We start from the raw sequence: 24,666 nt of genomic DNA on the forward strand, positions 1-24,666 counted from the left end.
ACCAAAGAAAAAACCCGGCGCCGCGTGGAGCGGGCCGGGTTTCGCGGTTGAAAAAACGGGCGGCATGCCGCCCGTTCAGACCAACGCTTAGGGCTTGTTGCCGGTGGGGAAAGGCCACGCGGCTTGCGGGCTCAGCGCCGTCTTGGCGGCAGGAGCGGGCGCAGCAGCGGCAGGCTTGGCAGCAGGGGCAGGCTTGGCAGCGGCAGCCTTCTTGGGCGCAGCAGCCTTCTTTGCAGCCGGCTTCGCAGAAGCCTTCTTCACGGGCGTCGAAGCAGCCTTCTTGACGGCAACCTTCTTCACGGGCGTCGAAGCGACCTTCTTGGCCGGAGCGGCCTTCTTCGCCGGAGCAGCAGCCTTCTTCACTGCGGCCTTCTTCACGGGCGTCGCGGCAGCCTTCTTGGCGACAGCCTTCTTCACGGGCGTCGCAGCAGCCTTCTTGGCCGGAGCGGCCTTCTTCGCCGGAGCAGCAGCCTTCTTCACGGCGGCCTTCTTCACGGGCGTCGCAGCAGCCTTCTTGGCCGGAGCGGCCTTCTTCGCCGGAGCGGCAGCCTTCTTCACGACAGCCTTCTTCACGGGCGTCGCGGCGGCCTTCTTGGCCGGAGCGGCCTTCTTCGCCGGGGCTGCCTTCTTGACAGCGGCCTTCTTCACCGGGGTTGCAGCGGCCTTCTTGGCCGGCGCTTTCTTTGCAGTTGCCATGGTTTTCTCCTTGATCAAGTGGAAAAGTCACCGCTCTGTGCGGACCGGTCCGCCCAGATACGGCTATTCACCGTCCGAGAGTCGCTCAGGAGGAACGCCTCGGTACGGTGAATGGGATCGCCATGCAGCCCCGCCACCTCGAGGGTGTTGATGCGGGTTTCGCTCGGTGACTGCATTGGCCAGGTCTTGATCTTGTTAACGCCGGGACGTCAGTCCCAGCTCAATGCCCCGCCCGACTGGTACTCGATGACGCGGGTCTCGAAGAAGTTGCGTTCCTTCTTCAAGTCGATCATCTCGCTCATCCACGGGAACGGGTTCTCTTCGTTCGGGAACAGCGCCTCCAGGCCAATCTGCACGGCACGGCGATTGGCGATGAAGCGCAGGTAGCCCTTGAACATCGATGCGTTGAGGCCCAACACGCCGCGCGGCATGGTGTCCTCGGCGTAGCGGTATTCCAGTTCGACGGCCTTCAGGAACAGCGCCTTGATCTCCGCCTTGAATTCAGCCGTCCACAGATGCGGGTTCTCGAGCTTGATCTGGTTGATCAGGTCGATGCCGAAGTTGCAGTGCATGGACTCGTCGCGCAGGATGTACTGGTACTGCTCGGCCGCACCGGTCATCTTGTTCTGGCGGCCCATCGCCAGGATCTGCGTGAAGCCGACGTAGAAGAACAGGCCTTCCATCAGGCAGGCGAACACGATCAGCGACTTCAGCAGCGTCTGGTCGTTCTGCGGCGTGCCGGTCTTGAACTCGGGGTTCATGATCGCGTCGATGAACGGAATCAGGAACTCGTCCTTGTCACGGATGGACTGAACCTCGTTGTAGGCGTTGAAGATCTCGCCTTCATCCAGGCCCAGCGACTCCACGATGTACTGGTAGGCGTGCGTGTGGATGGCCTCTTCGAAGGCCTGGCGCAGCAGGAACTGGCGGGCCTCCGGCGCCGTGATGTGGCGATAGGTGCCCAGCACGATGTTGTTGGCGGCCAGCGAGTCGGCCGTGACGAAGAAGCCGAGGTTGCGCTTGATGATGCGGCGCTCGTCGTCCGTCAGACCGTTGGGGTCCTTCCAGAGCGCGATGTCGCGGCTCATGTTCACTTCCTGCGGCATCCAGTGGTTGGCGCAGGTGGCGAGGTACTTTTCCCACGCCCACTTGTACTTGAACGGCACCAGCTGGTTGACGTCGGTCTGGCCGTTGATGATGCGCTTGTCGGCGACGCGCACGCGACGCGCGGTCGCCGATTCACCAGACAGTTGGGGAGCGGGAGTCGAGACGCTGGCGGCTTCGCGCGAGGCCATCGTGGATGGCGTCGCCGAAGGCATGGCTGCGAGGGGCTTCGCAGCAGAGTTATCAGTGGACTTCAGGTCTTCGTCCCAATCCAGCATGGTGAGCTTCCTATCACTTCGAATTATCGGCAGTGCTTGCGCAAATCAACAAGAACTAGCACAGGCTATTTGCATCAATCACGCAAAGTTTGTTGCGTGAGGGCATCGAAAACCGGCGGCATCCACTTGTCTATACAAGCAGATGCCACCGTTCCGATTACTGGCAGGCCTCGCAACCCGGGTCGTCGATGGCGCAGAACTTCATGTCCGTGGCGGGCAGTTCAGGCTCGACAACCGCGACCGGCGCCACCGCTGCGGCCATGACCGGCGCCGCAGCAGCCGACACGGCATTGAGCTGGCCCGACCGCGTGACCGTGCTCTTCTCGGCCTGCGTCGCGCTGATGGTGCGCAGGTAGTAGGTCGTCTTCAGGCCGCGTTGCCACGCGAGCTTGTAGGTCTCGTCGAGCTTCTTGCCCGACGCGCCGGCCATGTAGATGTTCAGGCTCTGCGCCTGGTCGATCCACTTCTGGCGGCGCGCGCCGGCTTCGATGAGCCACGAGGTGTCGACCTCGAACGCCGTCGCGTACAGGGCCTTGATGTCCTCGGGCACGCGGTCGATGCGGCGCAGCGAGCCGTCGAAGTGCTTGAGGTCCATGACCATCACGTCGTCCCACAGGCCCAGCGCCTTCAGGTCACGCACCAGCGATTCGTTGATGACCGTGAACTCGCCCGACAGGTTGGACTTCACCGACAGGTTGCCGAAGCAGGGCTCGATGGACGCGTCCACGCCGATGATGTTGGAGATGGTCGCGGTCGGCGCGATGGCCACGCAGTTGCTGTTGCGCATGCCGTGGGCGGCGATACGGCCGCGCAGCGCATCCCAGTCCAGCGACGTCGAGCGGTCGACATCGACGTAACCGCCGCGGGCCTCGGCCAGCAGGTCCAGCGAGTCGATCGGCAGGATGCCGCGGTCCCACAGCGAACCCTTGTAGGACGAGTAGCGGCCGCGCTCCTCAGCCAGCTCGGTCGAGGCCCAGTACGCGTGGTAGCAGACGGCTTCCATCGAGCGGTCGGCGAACTCCACCGCGGCCTGCGAGGCGTACGGCGTGCGCAGCGCATACAGCGCGTCCTGGAAGCCCATGATGCCCAGACCCACCGGGCGGTGGCGCAGGTTGGAGTCACGTGCCTTCTTGACGGCGTAGTAGTTGATGTCGATGACGTTGTCGAGCATGCGCATCGCGGTGCGCACCGTCTTCTTCAGCTTGGCCTGGTCGATGGCACCGTCCTTCAAGTGCTGCGACAGGTTCACGGAACCGAGGTTGCAGACGGCGATCTCGCTGTCGTTGGTGTTCAGCGTGATCTCGGTGCACAGGTTGGACGAGTGCACCACGCCCACGTGCTGCTGCGGGCTGCGCACGTTGCAGGCGTCCTTGAATGTGATCCAGGGATGGCCCGTCTCGAACAGCATCGACAGCATCTTGCGCCACAGATCCTTGGCCTGCATGCGCTTGAACAGCTTGATCTCGCCGGCGTCTGCCTTGCGCTCGTACTCGACGTAGGCCTTCTCGAAGGCGGCGCCGAACAGGTCGTGCAGGTCCGGGCAGGTGCTGGGGCTGAACAGCGTCCAGTCACCGCCTTCGATGACGCGCTTCATGAACAGGTCGGGAATCCAGTTCGCCGTGTTCATGTCGTGCGTACGGCGGCGGTCGTCGCCGGTGTTCTTACGCAGGTCCAGGAACTCTTCGATGTCCAGGTGCCAGGTTTCCAGGTAGGCGCAGACGGCACCCTTGCGCTTGCCGCCCTGGTTCACGGCCACGGCCGTGTCGTTGACGACCTTCAGGAACGGCACGACGCCTTGCGACTTGCCGTTGGTGCCCTTGATGTGGCTGCCGAGCGCGCGCACCGGCGTCCAGTCGTTGCCCAGGCCGCCCGCGAACTTGGACAGCAGCGCGTTCTCCTTCAGCGCTTCGTAGATGCCGTCCAGGTCGTCGCTGACCGTGGTCAAGTAGCAGCTGGACAGCTGCGAGCGGCGCGTGCCGCTGTTGAACAGCGTCGGCGTGGAGCTCATGAAGTCGAAGCTCGACAGCACTTCGTAGAACTCGATGGCGCGGGCTTCGCGGTCGATCTCGTTCAGCGCCAGGCCCATGGCCACGCGCATGAAGAAGGCCTGCGGCATCTCGATGCGCTCGTCGGCGATGTGCAGGAAGTAGCGGTCGTACAGCGTCTGCAGACCCAGGTAGTCGAACTGCAGGTCGCGATCGGCCTTCAGCGCGGCGCCCAGCCTGGCCAGGTCGTATTGGCCCAGCTTCTCGTCGAGCAGCTCGGCGGCAATGCCCGTCCGGATGTAGCCGGGGAAGTACTCGGCGTAGCGCGTCTGCATCTCGGCCTGCGTCACCTCGACGCCGATGATCTCGCGGCGGATGGTGTGCAGCAGCAGGCGCGCGGTGGCGCGGCTGTAGCCCGGGTCTTTCTCGATCAGCGTGCGCGCAGCCAGGATCGCGGCCTTGTAGACCTCGTCGATCGCGACGCCGTCGTACAGGTTGCGCTGCGTCTCGGCCAGCACGGGCTCGGGACGCACGTCGGCGCCGAGGTTCTCGCAGGCCGACGCGATCAGCGACTTCAGCTGGGCCAGATCCAGCGGGCGGCGCTCGCCGCGGTCCACCACCATCAGCGCCGGCTCGGCCGCGCGGGCGGCCTCGCCGTGGGCGGCGCGCTCCTGCGCGCGGCGCTCGCGGTACAGCACGTAGGCGCGGGCCACCTCGTGATTGCTGCTGCGCATCAGACCGAGCTCGACCTGATCCTGCACATCCTCGATGTGGAAGGTGCCACCGCTCGGGCGCGAGCGCAGCAACGCACGCACGACGTTCTGGGTCAGCTGCTCCACGGTCTCGCGCACGCTCGCCGAAGCTGCACCGCTGGTGCCATGCACGGCCAGGAATGCTTTCATCAGCGCGACGGCGATCTTGCTGGGCTCGAACGACACCACCGCGCCGTTGCGGCGAATGATCTGGTAGGCCTGGTAAGACGACGGCATGGTGCCGGCAGTAGCGGTAGCGTCGGATCCAAACGCGTCCGGGGACACCGGGGAGAGCGAGGCGTCGGGGGCCTGACCCGTGGCGGCTTCATGCTGCATGAGGGGATCCTTTATCGAGAAATGACGGGCAAATGCGCGGCGGCAACCCACAAGAGGGTTGGCGCATCGGGGTGAGCTGGGTTGGAGGGAGTTCGTCCCCGCCGGGCCATCGCCAGGCCGGCATTCCGGCTGGACCCTCGACAGCAAGGCCGCGGTGGCCTTGCCACTGCGCACTGCGATTCCGAGGAGATGGTCATGGGGTCGACTGGGTCAGCAGGATATCACGAAGGACACTATATCTATGGCCCCGCCGCCCCTCAAGCACTACCGCTAGTGTCACCACATCATCTATGGGTTGCCACAAAAACAAGCACACCACCGCGTACAGCACGATCGCATCGGGGTTCCTCATCACGACCCCGCATCCACACTGGGCTGGCGGGCCGAAACGCTCGCCAGGCCGCATCGATGCTGCATTTCCGGCGCGGGCCCGCAACCGCATTTGCAGGTCGCCCAGGATTCAAGCCGGGCAAATCCCGAGGTCGATGTCTTCAGCTGTCGCCGGCCGAAATGCCCAGTCGCGCCATGCGATAGCGGATCTGGCGCAGCGACAGGCCGAGGCTGGCCGCAGCCGCCGTGCGATTGAAGCGATGCTGCTCCAGCGCGCGCAGCAGAATGGCTCGCTCCACATCGTCGAGATACACCGCCAGATCGCTTGGCAATTGCTCCGGCAGAGACAGCCCCTCGGCAGGCGCCTCAGCCAGCAGCGGCGTGGCCAGTGCCGCAAACTGCGACTCGCTTTGTTCGTCGTCCAGCACGGCATCAGGCAGGCCGAGGTCGTCGGGCCCGATCCACTCGCCACCCGCCAACGCCAGCGCGCGGTGCAGCAGGTTCTCCAGCTCCCGCACATTGCCGGGGAAGGCATAGCGAGACAGCGTCTGCAGCGCGCTGGCCGTCAGGCGCGGCGTGGGCGACACGCCGGCGTCCTGCGCGATGCGCGCGAGCACGCGTTCGCTGATGAGGCCCAGATCCTCCAGCCGCTCACGCAGCGGCGGCACCCGGATCTGGATGACGTTCAGCCGGTAGAACAAGTCCTGCCGAAAGCGCCCACCCGCCACCTCGGCCGCAAGATCCTTGTGCGTCGCACTGAGGATGCGGACATTGATGGGCGTTTCGGCCGTGGCCCCCACCGGGCGCACCGATCGTTCCTGGATGACCCGCAGCAGCTTGCTCTGCATGGCCAGCGGCAGGTCGCCGATCTCGTCGAGGAACAGCGTGCCGCCATCGGACGCCTGGAAGAAGCCCTCGCGGTCCTCGTTCGCGCCGGTGAACGCGCCCTTGCGATAGCCGAAGAACTCGGCCTCCAGCAGGTTCTCCGGAATGGCGCCGCAGTTCACCGCGACGAAGCGCTGCGCCGCGCGCGCGCCATGGTCGTGGATGGCGCGCGCCACCAACTCCTTGCCGGTGCCGGATTCGCCGTGCACCAGCACCGGCGCCATGCTGCGCGCGACCTTGTCGATCAGCGAGCGCACCGCGTGAATGGCTGGCGAGCGCCCCACCAGCCGCTGCGAGGTGGACGGCGCCACCGCCGTGTCGCCGCCTGCTGCGGCGCCGGCCCCCTTGGCCGCAGGCTCGCGCCCCAGCGCCGAGGCGACGACCAGACGGAACTGGCGCAGGTCCACGGGCTTGGTCAGGTAATCGAAGGCACCGGCCTTCAGTGCCTCGACGGCGTTCTCCGCCGACCCGAACGCCGTGATGACGATGGCCTTCTCGGGCCGCGCGGCCTGCTCCAGCCAGCGCAGCACCGCCAGGCCCGAGCCGTCGGGTAGCTTCATGTCGGTGATGACGGCGCTGTACTGGTGATCGGCGAGTTGCTCCAACGCCTCGGCCACGGAGCCGGCGCTGTCGATCTCGTAGCCTTCGCGCAGCAAGGTGAGCTCGTAGAGCGTGCGCAGGTCCGGCTCGTCGTCGATGACCAGCAGTCGTGCGGGAGAGGCAGTCGTCATGAAAAGCTCGGTAGAGCAGCGCCCGGCATGCGCAGGCGCACGCTGAATTCATTGGCCGCGCCGTCGGCGGCGCGGCGGTAGTCGATGCGTCCGCCGTGGCGCTCGCACAGCTCACGGCAAATATAGAGGCCCAGGCCGGAGCCGCGGCTGCGCGTCGAGAAGAAGGGCTCGAACAGATGGCGCTCGACATCCGGCGGCACGGGCGCCCCGGCGCTGCGAACCACCAGAACAAGCACATCGCCGTCGCGCGCCAGCCGCACGCGCACGGCGCCAACGCCGTCGTCGGCATGGCGCAGCGCGTTGTCCAGCAGGTTGACCAGCACGCGGCGCAGGTGCTCGGCGTCGAACAGGCCCGGCATGCCCGGCAGGTCGATCTGCAGCTGAAAGCGGCTCCTGGCGCCGAGCTGCAGGCCGTTGACACCGGCCCAGTCCACGCAGGTCTCGTGCACCAGCTCGCTGACATCCAGCACCTGCGTGTCGGGCTGCACGCCGGGCGCGACCTCGGTCACGTCGTCCACCAGTCGCTTGAGGCGTTGCACGTTGGACGCGACCATGCGGGTCAGCGGCTCGGCGCGCATGCCGGCCACATCCTCGGCGATCAGCGCGTTCGCCTGGGCGATGGCGGCCAGCGGATTGCGGATCTCGTGCGCAATGCCCGCCGACACACGCCCCATCGCCGCGAGCTTTTCCTGCCGCGTACGCGCGAGCAGATCGCGGTTGTCCTCCAGGAAGATCACGCACAACTCCTCGCTGCCGCCGCGCTGCCGCGTGAAGCGAAGCCGCAGCCGCAGGCTGCGCGACGCCCCGCCTTCCATGGGCATCGAGACATCCATCTCCGTGCGGTTGCCCAGGATGTAGGCCTCTTCCAGTGCCTGCACCAACGGCAGCCAGTCGGCGCGCTCGCGCAGCTGCCAGCTCAGCGCGCCATCGGCGGCCCCCAACAGCACGCGGGCCGCCGGGTTCATCGCGCGCACGCGGCCGCGCCGATCCACCACGAGCACGCCCTCCTGCATCTCGTCGATGACGAGGCGGCTCAACAGCTCCTGCTGGCGCGCCAGCGCCATGCTGCCGCGCGCCGCCTTCTCCTCGCGGGCCAGGCGCGCACTCAACTCACTGGCCAGCAGGCTCACGGCAAACAACCCGCCACCCACCAGACCGGCCTGCGTCGTCTTCAAGCCCACGTCGACTCCCAGCAGCAGCGACCAGGCGGCCGCGGCCAACATCCCCAGCGTCGCGATGGCTGCAGTCGCCAGTGCCAGCCGGCGCGGGCACAGCACGGCCGACATCAGCACGGGCAGCACAAACAGCGCGCCGTAATTGACGCCGCTCGGGTCCTGCGCGTGCAGGACGCCGAACAACACCAGATCGACCCCGATGGCCAGCCACCAGTGCACGCTGCTGATACGGGCCAGGTTGCGCGCCGAGGCACCGCGCCTGAGTTGCGGCACCAGCCACAGCGCGACCGCCATGGCGGCGTAGGCCAAGCTCAACAGCAGCGTCGACCTCGCCGGCGGCGCCGACAGCAGCGTCGCGACGAACTGCGCCCCCAGCAACGCCAGCCCCAGGGCTGCACGCGCCGCGAGGAACGCTCGGTAAAGCCGCTCGAAGGCCGCGCTACCCGCCTCAGCCGGCTCGGGCGGCGGCGCCTCGATGAACCAATGGCCGCGGATGGACACACCCTCCAGGCCCGGCGGCAGCGTGGACTCCATCCTCACCACAGCGCCTCCCGCACGGCCGCCTGCGCCCACCACGCGACGAGATTCAAGCCTGCCCCTGACGCGCCTCGAAACGCTTTCGATGCTCGGCGCCGCAGAACGCGCCGCCCTTGCCCGGCAGCGCCTCGTCGGCAGGCAGGTGCATGCCGCACTCGGCACAGCTCACCATCGTTTTCGGCGCAGCGGGCCGCTGCGGCCGATCACCCTGCCCGGGCTCGTCGCGCCGGCCGCGCCGGGCGCCGATCATGAAAAACACGAATGCCAGCAGGGCCAGCAGCAACAGGTACTTCATGCCGGGCCTCCACCGCGCTGCAACACCACTTCCAACACAAAACGCGAACCCGCATACGACAGCAGCAGCAAGGCCGCGCCGGCATACAGCCAGCGTGTCGCCCGCCTGCCGCGCCAGCCATAGACGCGCCGGCCCACCAACAGCCCCGTCAGCACCAGCCAACCCAGCACGGCCAGCAGATTCTTGTGATCCCAATGCCACTGCGGCGTGAACCACCAGCCCAGCACAATCGCCAGCGACAACACGCCAACACCGGCTGCGACGAACTGGAAGGTCAGCCGCTCGAGCTGCAGCAGCGGCATGCCACCCGCCCCCGCCTGCCGGTGGCGCAAGCGGGCTTCCGCACGGTTGGTCAGCGCGGCATGCAGCACAGCCACACCGAACAAGCCGTAGGACGCCAGCCCCAGCACCCAGTGCAGCGGCGCCCAGGGCGACGCCGCCATCGGGCGGCTCTCTCCCGGGAAACACCAGGCCAGCATCACCGCCGCTGCTGCCAGCCACGCCAGCACGCGGCGCACACTGTGCAGCGGCAGGAAGCGGCTCTCGACGAGATAGACCGTCAACACCAGCCAGATGGTCATCGACAGCGCCGGCGCGAACCCGAAGCGGGCACCCGGCGTCGCCAGGCCGAAACCACTGATATCTATATAGAGGGCGATGAACTGGGCCGTCCAGGCCAGCGCCATGGGCGGCACCGAGCGCAGCGGCGGACGCAACGCGGCGTCCGCCGACTGGCCCTCAGAGGCCCGCGCGCGCAGCAAGCCGACCCAGACATAACCCAGCAATGCCAGGCCACTGGCCACGGCCAGCGCAAGGCCCGGCCCGATGGCTGGGGCCGCAGCGACGTTCCCCAGGGGAGCGGGCGATAAACTCATGGACGCAGTGTACTTTTGGCCCGCGGCCGTTTCCGGCGCTCGCCCCATCTCCATCCATGGCATCCAACCTCACCGACCGCCTGAGTCGCCTCGTCAAGACGATGCGCGGCCAGGCCCGCATCACCGAAAGCAACGTCCAGGACATGCTGCGCGAGGTGCGCATGGCGCTGCTCGAAGCCGACGTGGCCCTGCCGGTGGTGCGCGACTTCATCGCCCGCGTGAAGGAGAAGGCGCTGGGCCAGGAAGTGGTCGGGTCGCTGAACCCGGGCCAGGTGCTGGTCTCGGTCGTCCACAAGGAACTCGCCGCGACCATGGGTGAAGGCGTAGCCGACATCAACCTGGCCGCCCAGCCGCCGGCCGTCATCCTGATGGCGGGCCTGCAGGGCGCCGGCAAGACGACGACGACGGCCAAGCTCACCAAGCACCTGATCGAGAAGCGCAAGAAGAAGGTGCTGACGGTCTCGGCCGACGTCTACCGCCCCGCCGCCATCGAGCAGCTGAAGACCGTCACCAAGCAGGCTGGCGGCGAATGGTTCCCTTCAGAACCGAACCAGAAGCCACGCGACATCGCGCTGGCCGCGCTGGACCACGCCAAGCGCCACTACTTCGACGTGCTGCTGGTCGACACGGCCGGCCGCCTGGCGATTGATGAGGCCTTGATGGCCGAGATCAAGGAGTTGCACGCAACGCTGAACCCGGTAGAGACGCTGTTCGTCGTCGACGCCATGCAGGGCCAGGACGCGATCAACACCGCCAAGGCCTTCAAGGAAGCGCTGCCCCTGACCGGCGTCATCCTGACCAAGCTGGACGGCGACTCGCGCGGCGGCGCGGCACTGTCGGTGCGCCAGATCACCGGCGCGCCCATCAAGTTCGCCGGCGTGTCCGAGAAGATCGACGGCCTGGAGGTGTTCGATGCCGAACGCCACGCCGGACGTGTGCTGGGCATGGGCGACATCGTGGCCCTCGTCGAGCAGGTCACGCAGAGCGTGGACCTCGCCGACGCGCAGGCCTTCGCGCAGAAGCTCAAGGACGGCAGCGGCTTCGACCTGAACGACTTCCTGCAGCAGATCGCGCAGATGAAGAAGATGGGCGGCCTGGGCGGCCTGATGGACAAGCTGCCGCAGAACATGATGGGCAACAAGCAGCCCGGTCAGGCTGACATGGACCGCGCCGAGCGCGACATGAAGCGCATGGAAGGCATCTTGCGCGCCATGACGGCCAAGGAGCGCGCCCAACCCACCCTGCTGATGGACGGCAAGAGCAAGGCCAGCCGCAAGAAGCGCATCGCGCAAGGCGCCGGCGTGCAGATCCAGGAGGTCAACCGGTTGCTGAACCAGTTCGACCAGATGCAGCAGATGATGAAGAAGATGAAGGGCGGCGGCCTCATGAAGATGATGAAGCGCCTGGGTGGCATGAAGGGCCTCATGTAACTGCCACGTGTCACGGCGGATGACCGCCACACATGTGCACACACCTGCCCCCACGCTTGAAGGATAAGCCGACGTGCGCAAAGCGCTCGCAGGCCGTTAGTGTCGCCCGCTATGCTGAATCTTCCCCTTCCTGGCCCGTTGAGCGCCTGGCTCAACCGCCTGACCCGACAGACACCACCGCCGTCGGTCGAGCCCGTCGACACCGTGATGCAGTGGCCGCCCGAAGCCGCGCGGGTGCTGGTCAGCGCGGAGCGGCATGCGCACCGGAGCATCGCCCAGGCGCTGGCGCTGGAACACCCCAAGGGTTACCTGCTCGCCCACGTGCCGCTCTTCAAGCTGGTACGCGTCCCCGGGCAACACTCCTACCGCGAATGGCTGGGCCGCGCAGGCCTGCTGACGGTGGACTTCGTGCTGTGTGACGAGCACGGCTATGGCCGCGCCGCCGTCCTCCTGCCCTTGGGTGACGACCAGCCTCGCCACATCCGCAAGCGTGACCGGCTCATGCGCGTGCTCGCGGCCACCGAACTGACCGTGACCGAGTGGGATCGCGATTGCGCTCACTTCACGCCGGAACAGCTGTGCGCACGCTTGATGCCCAAGGTCGAGAACGAGGCCGGCAGCCCCCAGCCCGCGGCAGCAGCAAAAGCCCCCAGCAAACGCCGCGCCGAGGCGGCCAGCCATCGCCCTTGAGTCGCCCTTGACGCGGCACTGCGGCGCTGCGGCGGTCGCGATGAACAGCGCTACTCCAGCAGCGCGCGCGCGAATTCCCGGGCGCTGAACGTCTCCAGGTCTTCCAGCTTCTCGCCGACGCCGACGAAATAGACCGGCACGGGGCGTTCCCGCGCGATGGCCGCCAGCACGCCACCCTTGGCGGTGCCGTCCAGCTTGGTGACGATGAGGCCGGTCAGGCCCAGTGCCTCGTCGAAGGCCTTCACCTGGTTCAGCGCGTTCTGGCCGGTGTTGCCGTCCACGACCAGCAACACCTCGTGCGGCGCATCGGCCTGCGCCTTGCCGATGACGCGCTTGATCTTCTTGAGCTCCTCCATGAGGTGCAGCTGCGTCGGCAGTCGGCCTGCGGTGTCGGCGATGACGACGTCCGCCTTGCGCGCGCGGCCGGCGTTGACCGCATCGAACGACACCGCCGCCGGGTCGCCGCCCTCCTGGCTGATGATGTCGACCTGGGCACGGTCGGCCCAGACACCCAGTTGCTCGCGCGCCGCCGCGCGGAAGGTGTCGGCCGCGGCCAGCAGCACGCGTTGGTCGGCCTCGGCCAGGTGGCGCGTCAGCTTGCCGATGCTGGTGGTCTTGCCGGCACCGTTGACGCCGACGACCATCATGACCGTGGGCGAGAAGCGCCCCACCTCCAGGCCCTTCTCCAGCGGCGCCAGCAACTGCGCCAGCGCGTCCACCAGCAGTGCGCGCACGGCTTGCGGGTCGGTGGCCCGAGCCTCTTTGACGCGACGCTTCAGGTCGTCGAGCAGGAATTGCGTGGCCTTCACGCCGGTGTCGGCCAGCAGCAAGGCCTCTTCGAGCTCCTCGTACAGCTGATCGTCGATCTTGGTGCCGCTGAAGACGCCGGCGATGCTGCCGCCCGTCTTGCGCAGACCGGCCCGCAGCCGCTCCATCCAGCTCTGGCGCGGCGGCGCGGGCGCCACCTCGGGCGCTGCCACCGGCGCGGGCACGGTGACCGCAGGCACAGCAGCGACCACCGGTGCCGCCACGACCGGCACGACTGGCGCAGTTGCAGGCGGCACGACGGGCGCCGCGACGTGCTGTGCGACGGGCGGCTTCACCGGCGCAGCGGGCATGACCGGTGCTGCTGCCACGGCAGGCGCGGCGGGCGCCGCCACCCCCTCCGGCTCGGGCGGCGGCGGCGCCGGGCGGGCAGGCTTGGCCGCCCAGCCTTCGGGCAGCAAGGTGGGCGCCTCGGGTTCGGCGGGGCGCGGAGCCGGCGCCGACTTCTTGAAGAAACTGAACATCGGCGCATTTTCGCCTGCTTGCCGCCATGAGCGTCCGGTGAGCGCTTCTCGCAAGCGCGTGATTTTTTGGCCGCTCGGAACCGGGTGAAACTGCCGCAGGCTCTCCGCTCTCCCGGTTCGCTCATGTCCGCTGTCTTTGCTCGTTCGCTCCGCTCGGCACGCCGACCGGCTTCGCTGGCTTCGCTGCTGCTGTGCACAAGCGTCCTGGCCCAAGATCTGCCGGGGCAGCAAGCCCCCACCGCCGTCGCGGCGCAAGCCGTGGCGCTGGCGCCAGCCGCCAAGGCCGAGCGCAGCTTCCTGATGTCCGCCTTCACGGCGACCTCGCAGAACACGCTGAGCCTGTTCACGTCGAACGACGGCATCAACTTCACGTCGCTGGGCTCGGAGGTCTACACGCCGGGCAAGGCGCTGCTGCGCGACCCGTCCATCATGCGGGCGGCCGACGGCCTCTACTACGTCGCCTACACGACGGACTGGAACGGCTCGACCTTCGGCATCGCCAAGTCGACCGACCTCAAGACCTGGTCCCACGTGGCCGATGTGACCGTCGCGCTGCCGGGCGTCACCAACGTCTGGGCCCCCGAATGGTTCCGCGACCGTGACGGCAGCCTGAAGCTCGTCGTCAGCCTGTCCAAGAACGGCACCCAAGGCCCCTTCGCGGCCTACGCGTTGAAGGCGCTGGACGCGAGCTTCACGACCTTCGGCGCCCCGCAGCCCATGCAGGGGCTGGAACACAACACCATCGACACCTTCGTCATCCAGCACGACGGCCGGTACGTCGCGTTCACGAAGAACGAGACGACCAAGTTCATCGAACTGGCCACGGCGCCCGCGCTCGAAGGCCCGTGGACGATGCAGAAGACCGGCGACTGGGCCGGCTGGGGCGGCCCATCGGAAGGCCAGGCGCTGGTGTCCATCACAGGCGCGGACGGCAAGCCCGGCTGGCGCATCTACTTCGATGACTACACGACCAAGCGCTACTGGTACTCCGACAGCTTCGACGGCCTGCAGACCTGGACGGCCAAGAAGGAACTGGGCGGCGTGTCGGGCACGGTGCGGCACTTCACCGTGATCTCGGAAGACACGGCGCAGCTGGCGCTTGCCACGGCGCCGAAGCAGAAACCCAAGTCGATTGCCTGGGACCGCCACTCGCTGATCATCGACGGCCGCCGCGAGATGATCTTCGCGGGCGAGTTCCACCCCTTCCGCCTGCCCTCGCCCAGCCTGTGGCGCGACGTGCTGCAGAAGATGAAGGCCTCGGGCCTGAACGCGGTGTCGTTCTACTTCAGCTGGGGCTATCACTCGGCCAAGCCCGGCCATTACGACTTCACCGGCGTGCGCAACATCGAGCGCGCCATCCAGATGGCCGAAGAGGAAGGCCTCTACGTCATCGCCCGCATGGGCCCTTACGTCAACGCCGAGCTGACCGCCGGCGGCTTCCCCGGCTGGCTGCTGCGCCAGCGCGCCGAAGCGCGCACCGACGCGGCCGAGTATCAGCAGGCGGCCGATGAGTGGATGACGCAGATCAACGCCATCCTGGCGCGCCACCAGATCACCAATGGCGGCGGCAACGTCATCGCCTACCAGCTGGAGAACGAGCTGTTCTCCGTGCAGCCCAAGAACATCCGCCACATGCAGCACCTGGCGGACAAGGCGCGCGCCGACGGCATCACCGTGCCGCTGTTCCACAACGCCGCGTCGCGCCTGCCGGACTGGACGCCGAAGAACTCCACCGCGCCCTTCGCCAACCCCGGCCCGACCGACCTCTACGCCTTCGACGGCTACCCCGGCGGCGTCTGCGGCGTCGACGCCACGCCCGGCACGCCTGCACCGGCCCCCGACTGGGGCATCTACGGCAAGAACTTTCCCAAGGTGGGGTCTCTCGCCTCACCCAACACGCCGGGCTTCGTCGCCGAGATCGGTGCCGGCTGGTTCGACTACTGGGGCAGCAACGGCACCTATGAATGCACGGCCCAGCGCCAGGGGCCGGGCTACCAGCGCGTGTTCTATGGCAGCAGCCTCATCAACGCGCTGAGCATCCACTCCATCTACATGGCGTTTGGCGGCACGAGCTGGGGCTGGCAGCCGGGCCCCATCGTCTACACGAGCTACGACTACGGCTCGCCCATCAGCGAAGCCCGCGTCATGCGCAACAAGGCGCTGGTGCTCAAGCAGATGGGCGGCTTCGTGCAGGCGGCAACAAAGGTGCTCGCGCAGATGGACAAGGGCGAGGTGCTGGAGAGCGGCAATGCCAAGGTCAGGCTCTATCACAACGTCAACAACGCGCTGGGCAGCCATGTGCTGCTGGCCCAGCACAACCGGCTGCAGGGCACCGAGGCGTTCGGCTTCAAGCTGCAGACCCAGGACGGTACCTATCAAATCCCGCAGGCCGGCAAGCTGACGCTGACCGGCCAGGACGCCAAGCTGCTGCTGGCCGCGTACGACCTGGAGCGCCAGCGCCTGGTCTACAGCACCAGCGAGCTGCAGGCCCAGCTGCAGCAAGGCGGCCGCGACGTGGCCTTGTTCTACGGCCGCAACGGTGACGACGGCGAGACCGTGCTGCGCTATGCCACCAAGCCGACGGTCAAGGTGCTGCGCGGCCAGGCCCAGGTGAACTGGGACGCGACGCGCGGCGATCTGCGCCTGAACTACCAGCACACGGGCCTCACCGAAGTGCTCGTCAGCGGCGCCGGCCGTGCCCCGTTGACGCTGCTGATCGCCGACGAGAAGACCGGCCAGGAGTTCTGGCGCCTGCAGGCCGGCGACCAGGCCGTGCTGGTGCGCAGCCCAGCCCTCGTGCGCAACGCCGCCATCAGCGGCAAGACGCTGCAGCTCACCGGCGACACCACCGCACCGAGCACGCTGCGCGCCTGGGTGCCCGACGGCATCGGTGCGCTGAGCTTCAACGGCCAGGCCGTTGCGTCCTCGGCGCAGGACTTCAGCCTCACCGCCCGGGCTGCCCTGCCCGGCCCCGAAGCCATCAAACTGCCCGACCTCGCGCAGCTGAAGTGGCGGCGCCGCTTCGACTCGCTCGAGGCCGACCCGAGCTTCGACGACAGCGCCTGGCGCAAGGCCGACGCCAGCGCGTCGGCCGCCAACGTCTACACCGCGCCCGACAAGGGCCAGCCGGTGCTGGCGATGAGCGACTACGGCTTCCACCACGGCGACGTCTGGTATCGCGGCCGCTTCACGACCGCATCGCCCAAGCCGCTGCAGCTGGAACTGTTCTTCGGCGGCGGCGGCGGCGGCATGATCCAGGTCTGGGTGGATGGCAAATTCATCGGCCAGGAAGAACATGACACCGGCAGGCCCTTCCCCGAGACCACGGACACCTTCCGCCGGACGCTGCAAGACCTGGCGCCGGGCGACCACGTCATCGCCGTTGTCGTGCGCAACAACTCGCACAACTGGGACCTGTTCGCAGACGACGCGCACAAGGAGGCACGCGGCCTGATTGCCGCCTCCATCGCGCCCAAGGGTGGCCAGCGCTTCGCCACGCCCATCGCATGGAAGATCCAGGGCAACAAGGGCGGCGAGGACATCGCCGACCTCGTGCGCGGCCCCATGAACAACGGCGGCCTGCATGGCGAGCGCATGGGCTGGCATCTGCCCATCGATGCCGCCAAGCCCCAACCCGGCTGGGATGCAACCCAGCCCGGCGGCGCCCCCACCGCTCCCGGCACCGACTGGCTGCGCACCACCTTCAAGCTGGACCTGCCGCGCGGCCACGACGTGCAGCTGGGCCTGGCCTTCGGCGACACGACGCAGCCGCGCTCCGAGCGCGAGAACCGCGCACTGATCTTCGTCAACGGCTGGAACCTGGGGCAATTCATCGCCCACGTCGGCCCGCAGCGCGTATTCGTGCTGCCGCCAGGCATCCTCAACCCCAACGGCGACAACACACTGACGCTGGCCGTCACGACCGATGGCCAGCCCGCCAACGCGCTGGAAGCCGTGCGCCTCGTGCCCATGGCCGTGGCGCGCGGTGGTGTGCCGCTGGAGCCCGTGCCGCAACCACGCAACCTGCAGCGATGAACCTTCCCGTGACCCGATTCACGCTGCTGGCCGCCGGCCTGGCGCTGGCCCTCGTGGCAAGCACCGTTCTGGCACAGCGCCAGGAGCAGACGCTGGACAGCGGCTGGCGCTTCAGCAAGACGGACCCAGGCGCGGCGATGCAGCCCGCGTTCGATGACAGCGCCTGGCAGGTCGTGCGCGTGCCGCACGACTGGAGCCAGCACGAGCCGTTTCGCGCCGAGTACGGCAGCGGCAATGGCTACGCGGCCGGTGGCATCGCGTGGTATCGCCGCAGCTTCGCCGTGGGGCCGGAACAAGCGGGTCGCGTCGCACGCATCAGCTTCGATGGCGTCTACGACCACGCACAGGTGTGGATCAACGGCCACTACGTCGGCGGCCGGCCCTATGGCTACAGCAGCTTCGAGTTCGAGCTGACCCGCCATCTGAAGACCGACGGCAGCCCCAACGTGCTGGCCGTGCGGGTGGACCACTCGCGCCAGATGGACTCGCGCTACTTCACCGGCTCCGGCATCTACCGCGACGCCCGGCTGAGCTTCACCGACGCGCTGCACATCGCGCCGTGGGGCACCTACGTGACGACGCCCGACGTCAGCGCGGCCAAGGCCGACGTGAGAGCCCAGGCCGAACTCGTGAACGCGGCGCCGACCGCGCGCGCCTTCACGCTGCGCGCCGAGCTGCTGGCGCCGGGCGGCCGCGTCGTCGCCACGCGCGACACGCCGACCCGGCTGGCCGCCGGCGAGCGCCGCGCGCTGACGCAGAACCTCGTGGTGACCCAGCCGCAGCGCTGGTCGCTCGACGCGCCGCAGCTCTACACGCTGCGCCAGACGGTGCTGCTCGACGGCAAGGCGGTGGACCAGACCGACACGCCCTTCGGCATCCGCAGCTTCCGCTTCGACGCCAACGCCGGCTTCACGCTGAACGGCCTGCCGCTCAAGCTCAAGGGCGTGTGCCTGCACCACGACGCCGGCAGCCTGGGCGCGGCGGTGCCCGTCTCCGTGCTGGAGCGCCGCCTGCAGCAGCTCAAGGACATCGGCGTCAACGCCATCCGCACCAGCCACAACCCGCCCGCGCCCGAACTGCTGGATCTGGCTGACCGCATGGGCTTTCTCGTGCAGGCCGAGGCCTTCGACGAGTTCACGCCCACCAAGAACAAATGGATCGCCGGCTGGAACGTGGGCGTGCCGGGCCGCCAGGGCTATGGCGAGGAATTCGCGCAATGGAGCGTGCGCGACGTCGAGGACATGGTCAGGCGCGACCGCAACCACCCCAGCATCGTCATGTGGAGCGTGGGCAACGAGGTGGACTACCCCAACGACCCGTTCTCGCACCCGGTGCTGGGCGCCAAGTACCGCCCTACGGCGCCGCCGGCCAGCGATCTCGTGCGCTGGGGCCGCCCGCTGGTGGACGCCGTGCGCCGCATGGACCCGACCCGGCCGGTCACGGCCGCCATGGCCTCCGTCGAGATGAGCGATGCCGTCGGCTTCGGCCAGTTGTTCGACGTGGCCGGCTACAACTACCAGGAAGCCCGCTACACCGCCGACCACGCGAAGTTCCCGCAGCGCGTCATCTACGGCAGCGAGAACCGCCACGACTACCGCGCCTGGGCCGTCGTGCGCGACACGCCCTACATCTCGGCGCAGTTCCTGTGGACCGGCTTCGACTACCTCGGCGAAGCCCATCAATGGCCGCAGCGCGGCGCCGACTTCGGTCTCTTCGATCTGGCCGGCTTCATGAAGCCGCGCGGCGCCTTCCGCGCCAGCCTGTGGTCCGCCAAGCCCGTCGTCTACCTCGCTGCGGCCACGGCGTCGGCAACGCAGGTGGCGTCGCAGTCCGGCCAGGGAACGCCGCTGCTGGACCAGCAAAAGCGCGCCAAGGTGGCCGAACACTGGAACTGGCCGGCCGGCGAGCGCATGGTCGTCTCGGCCTATGCCAACACGCCCGACGTGCAGCTGTGGCTGAACGGCCGCCTGGTGGGCACGCAGAAGGCCACGGACGCCGTCGAAGGCATCCTCAGCTGGACGCTGCCCTTCGAGGCCGGCGAGCTGAAGGCCGTGGGCCTGAAGGACGGCCAGCCCGTCGCCGAGTTCAAGCTGGAGACGGCCGGCGCGCCCGCCCGCATCGCCCTGGACCGCGTGGCCTCAGGGCGGGACGGCGTCGAGCAGATCGCCTTCTTCGTCGTCGACGCGCAGGGCCGCCGCGTGCCCGACGCCGCGCACCAGCTGCACTTCGAGCCGATCGGCCCGCTGGAGATCCTCGGCATCGGCAACGGCAACCTCGCCGACGTCGACGACCCGCGCGACGCCGAGCACGCCGTGCACGAGGGCCGCGGCCTGGCCATCCTGCGCCGCACAGCCACCACCCCGCAACCGATGCGCCTGCGCGTCACCGCCCCCGGCCTCGCGGCCGCGGAGCTATCTCTCTAAGCAGTAGACAGAGACAAAGAAACCATGTCCAACCAGATCCTCAAGCCCGTCGATTCCTCCAAGATCCACCCGCTGCTGGCCCACCACACGGCCCACCTCGGTGCGGACCGCGACGACATCCGCGGCGCCATCGACCGGCTGATCCACAACCTGATCAACATCGAGGACAAGGACGGCAAATTCCTGCTTCGCCTGGCCGACGGCCGCGTGCTGGACACCAAGGGCTGGAACGGTTTCGAGTGGACGCACGGCGTGGGCCTGTACGGCGTCTACAAGGTCTGGGAGCTGACCGGCGACCCCAAGGCCTGGGAGATCATGACGAGCTGGTTCGAGGCGCGCTTCAAGGAGGGCATGCCCAGCCGCAACATCAACACGGTGGCGCCCTTCCTGACGCTGGCCTACCTGTTCGACCGCACGGGCGACCGCCGCTACCTGCCCTACATCGACCGCTGGGCGGAGTGGGTCTACCACGACCTGCCGCGCACCGAGGAAGGCGGCTTCCAGCACATCGTCTACAACAGCGTGAACCACCAGCAGCTGTGGGACGACACGCTGATGATGTCGGTGCTGCCGCTGGCCAAGTTCGGCCTGCTGCTGAACCGCCCGCACTACGTCGAGGAGGCCAAGCGCCAGTTCCTCGTCCACATCAAGTACCTGGCCGATCGCAAGACGGGACTGTGGTTCCACGGCTGGACGTTCGACGGCCGCCACAACTTCGCCAACGCGCTGTGGGCGCGCGGCAACTCGTGGGTCACCATCGTCATTCCCGAGTTCCTGGAGCTGCTGAACCTGCCCGAGGGCGATGCCTTCCGTCAGCACCTGGTGTCCACGCTCGAAGCGCAGGTCAAGGCGCTTAGCGCATTCCAGTCGCCCTCGGGCCTGTGGCCAACGCTGCTGGACGACCCGACCTCCTACGACGAGGCGGCCGCGTCGGCCGGCTTTGCCTACGGCATCCTGAAGGCGGTGCGCAAGGGCTACATCTCACGCGACTACGAGGCCTTCGGCGTGAAGGCGGCGCTGGCGGTGCGCCGGCACATCAACGACGCGGGCGAGCTGACGCAGGTGAGCTTCGGCACGCCGGTGTTCAACACGCTGCAGGAGTACAAGGACATCCCGCTGACGTCGATGCCGTTCGGGCAGGCGATGGCCTTGCTGGCGATGGGTGAGCTACTGGTTCGGTTCATCTGATTGCTATGCGGTACTTCGGGTTGCCGCCAAGGCCCAGCCGGGATTTCGTCCCGGCGGCCGACCTACTTTCTTGCGCGCGCAAGAAAGTAGGCAAAGAAAGCGCCCCTGTTCCGTCGCCCCTTCGCTGCGCGAAGGGGTCCCCTGCGATGCTCGGAGCCCAGGGCCGCGCCGAACTCACTTCGCTACGCTGCGTTCAAACAGGCGGCGCGAAGTCAGAGCTTGAGGCTCGCTGCGCTCGCGCCCTGGGCTCCTGCGCTTCTCGGCTCCTCCAAAGGGGAACCCCGAGCAGCCAACAGCCAACAGCCAGACCCGCAAGCCGGCTGACGCCGGCTGTCCGGTATGCCCCCTTTAGCACCGCCGAGCAGCGCAAGGCCTTGAGGGCGTGCGCGCAGCGCACCTCAACTTCTGACTTCGCGCAGCTGTTTGAGCGCAGCGTAGCGAAGCGAGTTCTGCGCGAGCCCTCAAGGCCTGAGCAGCGCAGGGAACCCGAAGCGAAGCGTAGGGCGGTGCGGTCGGGGGGAGCTCTTTGCCTACTTTCTGGCGGCCCAGAAAGTAGGTCGCCCGCCGGGGCGAATTCCCGGCACCACACGCTGCACAAATCAAGCGCACCGAGACAAGCGCACAAAGCGCACAGCCAGCAAGAGACATGAATCCCCCTCGCAACCTCCACCCCGCCGCCAAAGAGCCCTCCTGGATCAACTACTGGGGCTGGGGCAGTGGCGACGTGCTCGGCGCCGGCGCGCAGGCGGTCGTCACCGGCTGGCTGTTCTATTTCTTCACGACGTTCTGCAACCTGTCGGCCGTCGAAGCCGGCCTGATCCTCGGCCTGCCGCGGCTGCTGGAAGCCATCACCTGCCCGCTGATCGGCTACGTCTCCGACAACCTGCGCCACACCTGGGTGGGCCGCAAGATCGGCCGGCGCAAGCTCTTCCTGCTCATCACCATCCCGCTGCTGCCCAGCTTCGCGCTGATCTTCCGCACCGGCCACACCTTCACCTACTACCTGCTGGCCTTCATCTTCTTCGAGCTGCTCTACACGATGTTTCTCATCCCCTGGGAAACGCTGGCGGCCGAGATGACCAAGGACTACAAGCGCAAAGCCAAGTTCGCCGGCGCACGCATGATCATTGCGCAGGGCTCGGCCATCCTGGCCTCCTACCTGCCCACGCTGCTGATCAACCAGTTCGGCGGCAAGGACTCGCCCGACACCTTCTTCTGGATGGCCGCCATCTTCGGCGTGGCGTTCTCGGTGGTCGTCACCATCGTCGTGCTGACGACCTGGGAGCGCCCCTACGGCACGCGCGAGCAGGCCATCATGTCGCAGACCTTCGGCGGCGTGAAGCTCGAAGCCGTGCTGATGATCCCGGTGAAGATGTTCCGCGACCTGTTCTCGACGTTGAAGATCCGCGCCTTCCGACAGCACCTGGCCATCTATCTGGGCGGCTACCTGTCTCAGGACATCTTCAACAGCGCCTTCGCGTTTTTCGTCGCCACGGTGCTGATGGGCGCCACGCTGGCCATCTCGCAGCTGATGACGCTGATGTACGTGGCCCAGCTCGTCTCGGTGATGCTGGCCATCCAGATCGTCATCCGCACCGGCCCGGTGCTGGCCTACCGGCTGGCGGCCGGGCTCTTCGGCGCGGCGCTGCTGCTCTACCTCGTGTTCTACATCGTGCAGCCAGCCGGCTTCGCCGACGGCTTCAAGGCCCTGGGCAGCAACATCTTCGGCGCGCTGAACCCGACGCAGCCGGGCTTCTCGCCGAGCCTGGCGTTCTGGCTGTTCGTGCCCATCGTGCTGGCCGGCCTGGGCCGGGGCACGCTGAACTTCGTGCCCTGGTCGGTCTACAACTACCTGCCCGATGTCGACGAGGCCGTCACCGGCGAGCGCCGCGAGGGCATCTTCGCCGGCGTCATGACGCTGGTGCGCAAGCTGGCCCAGAGCGGCGCCATCATGGCCTGTGGCTGGATCATCGACCTGGGCGGCTACATCCGCACCCGGCCAGGCGAGGTCGTCGTGCAGACGCCCGAGGCCATCCAGACGGTCACCGCGCTGATGGTGGGTGGCCCGCTGCTGATGCTGGCCCTGGGCGCGCTGGCTTCGTGGCGCTTTCGGCTGAACGCCAGCACGCACGCGGTGCTGGTGCACGAGGTGGAGCGGCTGCGCGCCGGCGCCGTCGAGGCCGAGAGCGAGGAGAACCAGCGCATCGTCGAAGCGCTCACCGGCTGGCCGTATGAGCGCCTCTGGGGGCGCAGCGACAGCGTGGCCGCGTCCGACCTGCCTCCCCTCCCGCAAGTTCACCGCGACCGCCTGACATGAAGCCCCTCCTCCTTGTCGCCAGCCTGCTGGCTTCACCCGCCTGGGCCGCCGACGCGTGGCGCTTCAGCTTCGACGGCCAGCCCGCCAAAGGCGAGGTCGCCATCGCGGCCGACACGACCTACAGCCGCGAACGCGGCCATGGCTTCGAGGCCGACGACAAACGCAACGCCGCCGGCCTGCCCTACTTCTTCTCGGTGGACTTGCCCGAGGGCAACTACCGCGTTACCGCCACGCTGGGCGGCAAGGAGGCCAGCGAGACAACCCTCAAGACCGAGCTGCGCCGCCTGCAGCTGGACGCGGCCCGCGTGCCCGCCGGCAAGACCGAGACGCGCCGCTTCATCGTCAACGTGCGCACCGCCAACATCGCCGCCGTGACCGGTGTGGAGCCGGGCCGCGTCAAGCTCAAGGAGCGCGAGATCGCCAGCGAGGGCTGGGCCTGGGACCGCCGGCTGACGCTCGAGATCAACGGCGCACAGCCGGCGCTCACGCATCTGCTCATCGAGCCGGTCCAGGTGCCTACCGTCTATCTGCTGGGCGACTCCACGGTCGCCGATCAAAGCGGCGAGCCCTATGCCAGCTGGGGCCAGATGCTGCCCGCGCTGTTCAAGCCGACAGTGGCGGTGTCCAACCACGCCGAGTCGGGCGAAACCTATCGCGACTCGCTGAACCGCCGCCGCCTCGACAAGATCCTGTCGACGCTGCAGCCCGGCGACACGGTGCTGCTGCAGTTCGGCCACAACGACCAGAAGCAGCAAAAGGACGGCAGCGGCAACGCCGAGACCTACAAGGCCGAGCTGCGCACGCACGCTGAAGCCATCTTGGCGCGCGGCGCTGTGCCGGTGGTGCTGTCGTCGATGGAGCGCCGCAATTTCGACGCCGAGGGCCGGCTCAAGCCCAGCCTGCTCGAGTACGCCGACGCCGCCCGCACGGTGGCGCGGGACATGCGGCTGGCCTTCGTGGACCTCAACGCGATGAGCCAGCAGCTCTATGCCACGCTCGGGCCCGAGCGGTCGCAGGCCATGCACCCGCTGAACAACGGCAAGCTGGACAACACCCACCACAATAGCTACGGCGCCATGCAGCTGGCGCGCCTGGTGGCGCTGGGCCTGCGGGACGCCCGCGTGCCGGTGGCCGGGCAACTGCGTGATGATCTGGGCCCCATCGACCCGGCCAGGCCGTTGCCGCCGGAGCAGTTCCACATCGCCGTCAGCCCCGGCTTCACGCAGCAACGCCCGCTGGGGGATTGATCACCCCTCGCCCAGTCTTGCCTGGCTGAACGCCGGCAAGCCTGGTCGGTCCCCCCGAGGGGACGGCG

At 67.9% G+C, this 24,666-nt stretch carries 15 protein-coding genes; 7 read left to right on the top strand and 8 right to left on the bottom strand.

Annotation, left to right across the window (positions count from 1 at the left end):
• Nucleotides 1-87: 87 nt before the first annotated feature.
• The 7 genes from ACG00X_RS15910 to ACG00X_RS15940 form a co-directional block, all read right to left on the bottom strand.
• Nucleotides 88-696: a histone gene (locus ACG00X_RS15910; RefSeq protein ID WP_394489185.1), complete on the bottom strand. Its 609-nt coding sequence runs from the start codon at nt 694-696 to the stop codon at nt 88-90.
• A gap of 209 nt (nt 697-905) precedes the next feature.
• The gene (locus tag ACG00X_RS15915) at nt 906-2,078 is read right to left on the bottom strand and encodes a ribonucleotide-diphosphate reductase subunit beta (protein ID WP_394489186.1); all 1,173 of its coding nucleotides are present in this window, start codon (nt 2,076-2,078) and stop codon (nt 906-908) included.
• 157 nt (nt 2,079-2,235) lie between these two features.
• A complete protein-coding gene (locus ACG00X_RS15920; RefSeq protein WP_394489187.1) occupies nt 2,236-5,151 on the bottom strand; it encodes a ribonucleoside-diphosphate reductase subunit alpha in 2,916 nt (971 codons plus the stop codon).
• 491 nt (nt 5,152-5,642) lie between these two features.
• On the bottom strand, nt 5,643-7,097 hold the full coding sequence (locus ACG00X_RS15925; protein WP_394489188.1) for a sigma-54-dependent transcriptional regulator: 1,455 nt from the start codon (nt 7,095-7,097) through the stop codon (nt 5,643-5,645).
• Nucleotides 7,094-8,806 (bottom strand): sensor histidine kinase, encoded by a 1,713-nt coding sequence (locus ACG00X_RS15930; protein ID WP_394489431.1) that lies wholly within the window; start codon nt 8,804-8,806, stop codon nt 7,094-7,096. Before ACG00X_RS15930 ends, ACG00X_RS15925 begins: the two co-directional genes overlap by 4 nt.
• Nucleotides 8,807-8,858: 52 nt before the next feature.
• Nucleotides 8,859-9,104 (bottom strand): PP0621 family protein, encoded by a 246-nt coding sequence (locus ACG00X_RS15935; RefSeq protein ID WP_394489189.1) that lies wholly within the window; start codon nt 9,102-9,104, stop codon nt 8,859-8,861.
• Nucleotides 9,101-9,979, bottom strand: a complete 879-nt coding sequence (locus ACG00X_RS15940) for a cytochrome C assembly family protein (RefSeq protein WP_394489190.1) — start codon at nt 9,977-9,979, stop codon at nt 9,101-9,103. Before ACG00X_RS15940 ends, ACG00X_RS15935 begins: the two co-directional genes overlap by 4 nt.
• A gap of 56 nt (nt 9,980-10,035) precedes the next feature.
• Here ACG00X_RS15940 and ffh point away from each other — a divergent pair, with 56 nt between their 5' ends.
• Nucleotides 10,036-11,409, top strand: a complete 1,374-nt coding sequence (gene ffh, locus ACG00X_RS15945; RefSeq protein ID WP_394489191.1) for a signal recognition particle protein — start codon at nt 10,036-10,038, stop codon at nt 11,407-11,409.
• Nucleotides 11,410-11,547: 138 nt separating this feature from the next.
• Nucleotides 11,548-12,099 (top strand): PDDEXK family nuclease, encoded by a 552-nt coding sequence (locus ACG00X_RS15950; RefSeq protein WP_394489192.1) that lies wholly within the window; start codon nt 11,548-11,550, stop codon nt 12,097-12,099.
• A gap of 50 nt (nt 12,100-12,149) precedes the next feature.
• Here the strand turns inward: ACG00X_RS15950 and ftsY are convergent, their stop codons facing one another.
• Complete coding sequence (ftsY, locus tag ACG00X_RS15955; protein WP_394489194.1) at nt 12,150-13,388, bottom strand: signal recognition particle-docking protein FtsY; 1,239 nt, start codon at nt 13,386-13,388, stop codon at nt 12,150-12,152.
• Nucleotides 13,389-13,511: 123 nt separating this feature from the next.
• Here ftsY and ACG00X_RS15960 point away from each other — a divergent pair, with 123 nt between their 5' ends.
• The 5 genes from ACG00X_RS15960 to ACG00X_RS15980 all read left to right on the top strand — a co-directional run bounded on the left by ACG00X_RS15960 (nt 13,512) and on the right by ACG00X_RS15980 (nt 24,598).
• Complete coding sequence (locus ACG00X_RS15960; RefSeq protein WP_394489195.1) at nt 13,512-17,423, top strand: beta-galactosidase; 3,912 nt, start codon at nt 13,512-13,514, stop codon at nt 17,421-17,423.
• Complete coding sequence (locus ACG00X_RS15965; protein WP_394489196.1) at nt 17,420-19,846, top strand: glycoside hydrolase family 2 TIM barrel-domain containing protein; 2,427 nt, start codon at nt 17,420-17,422, stop codon at nt 19,844-19,846. The genes ACG00X_RS15960 and ACG00X_RS15965 overlap by 4 nt, the downstream gene beginning before the upstream one ends.
• Nucleotides 19,847-19,870: 24 nt before the next feature.
• A complete protein-coding gene (bglB, locus tag ACG00X_RS15970; RefSeq protein ID WP_394489197.1) occupies nt 19,871-21,034 on the top strand; it encodes a beta-galactosidase BglB in 1,164 nt (387 codons plus the stop codon).
• A gap of 646 nt (nt 21,035-21,680) precedes the next feature.
• Entirely contained in the window at nt 21,681-23,351 is a 1,671-nt protein-coding gene (locus ACG00X_RS15975; protein ID WP_394489198.1) for an MFS transporter, read from the top strand.
• Nucleotides 23,348-24,598: a rhamnogalacturonan acetylesterase gene (locus tag ACG00X_RS15980; RefSeq protein ID WP_394489199.1), complete on the top strand. Its 1,251-nt coding sequence runs from the start codon at nt 23,348-23,350 to the stop codon at nt 24,596-24,598. Before ACG00X_RS15975 ends, ACG00X_RS15980 begins: the two co-directional genes overlap by 4 nt.
• Nucleotides 24,599-24,666: the final 68 nt, after the last annotated feature.

The sequence above is a fragment of the Pelomonas nitida genome (genome assembly GCF_043555975.1).
In the GTDB taxonomy this organism is placed as follows: Bacteria; Pseudomonadota; Gammaproteobacteria; order Burkholderiales; family Burkholderiaceae_C; genus Pelomonas; species Pelomonas nitida.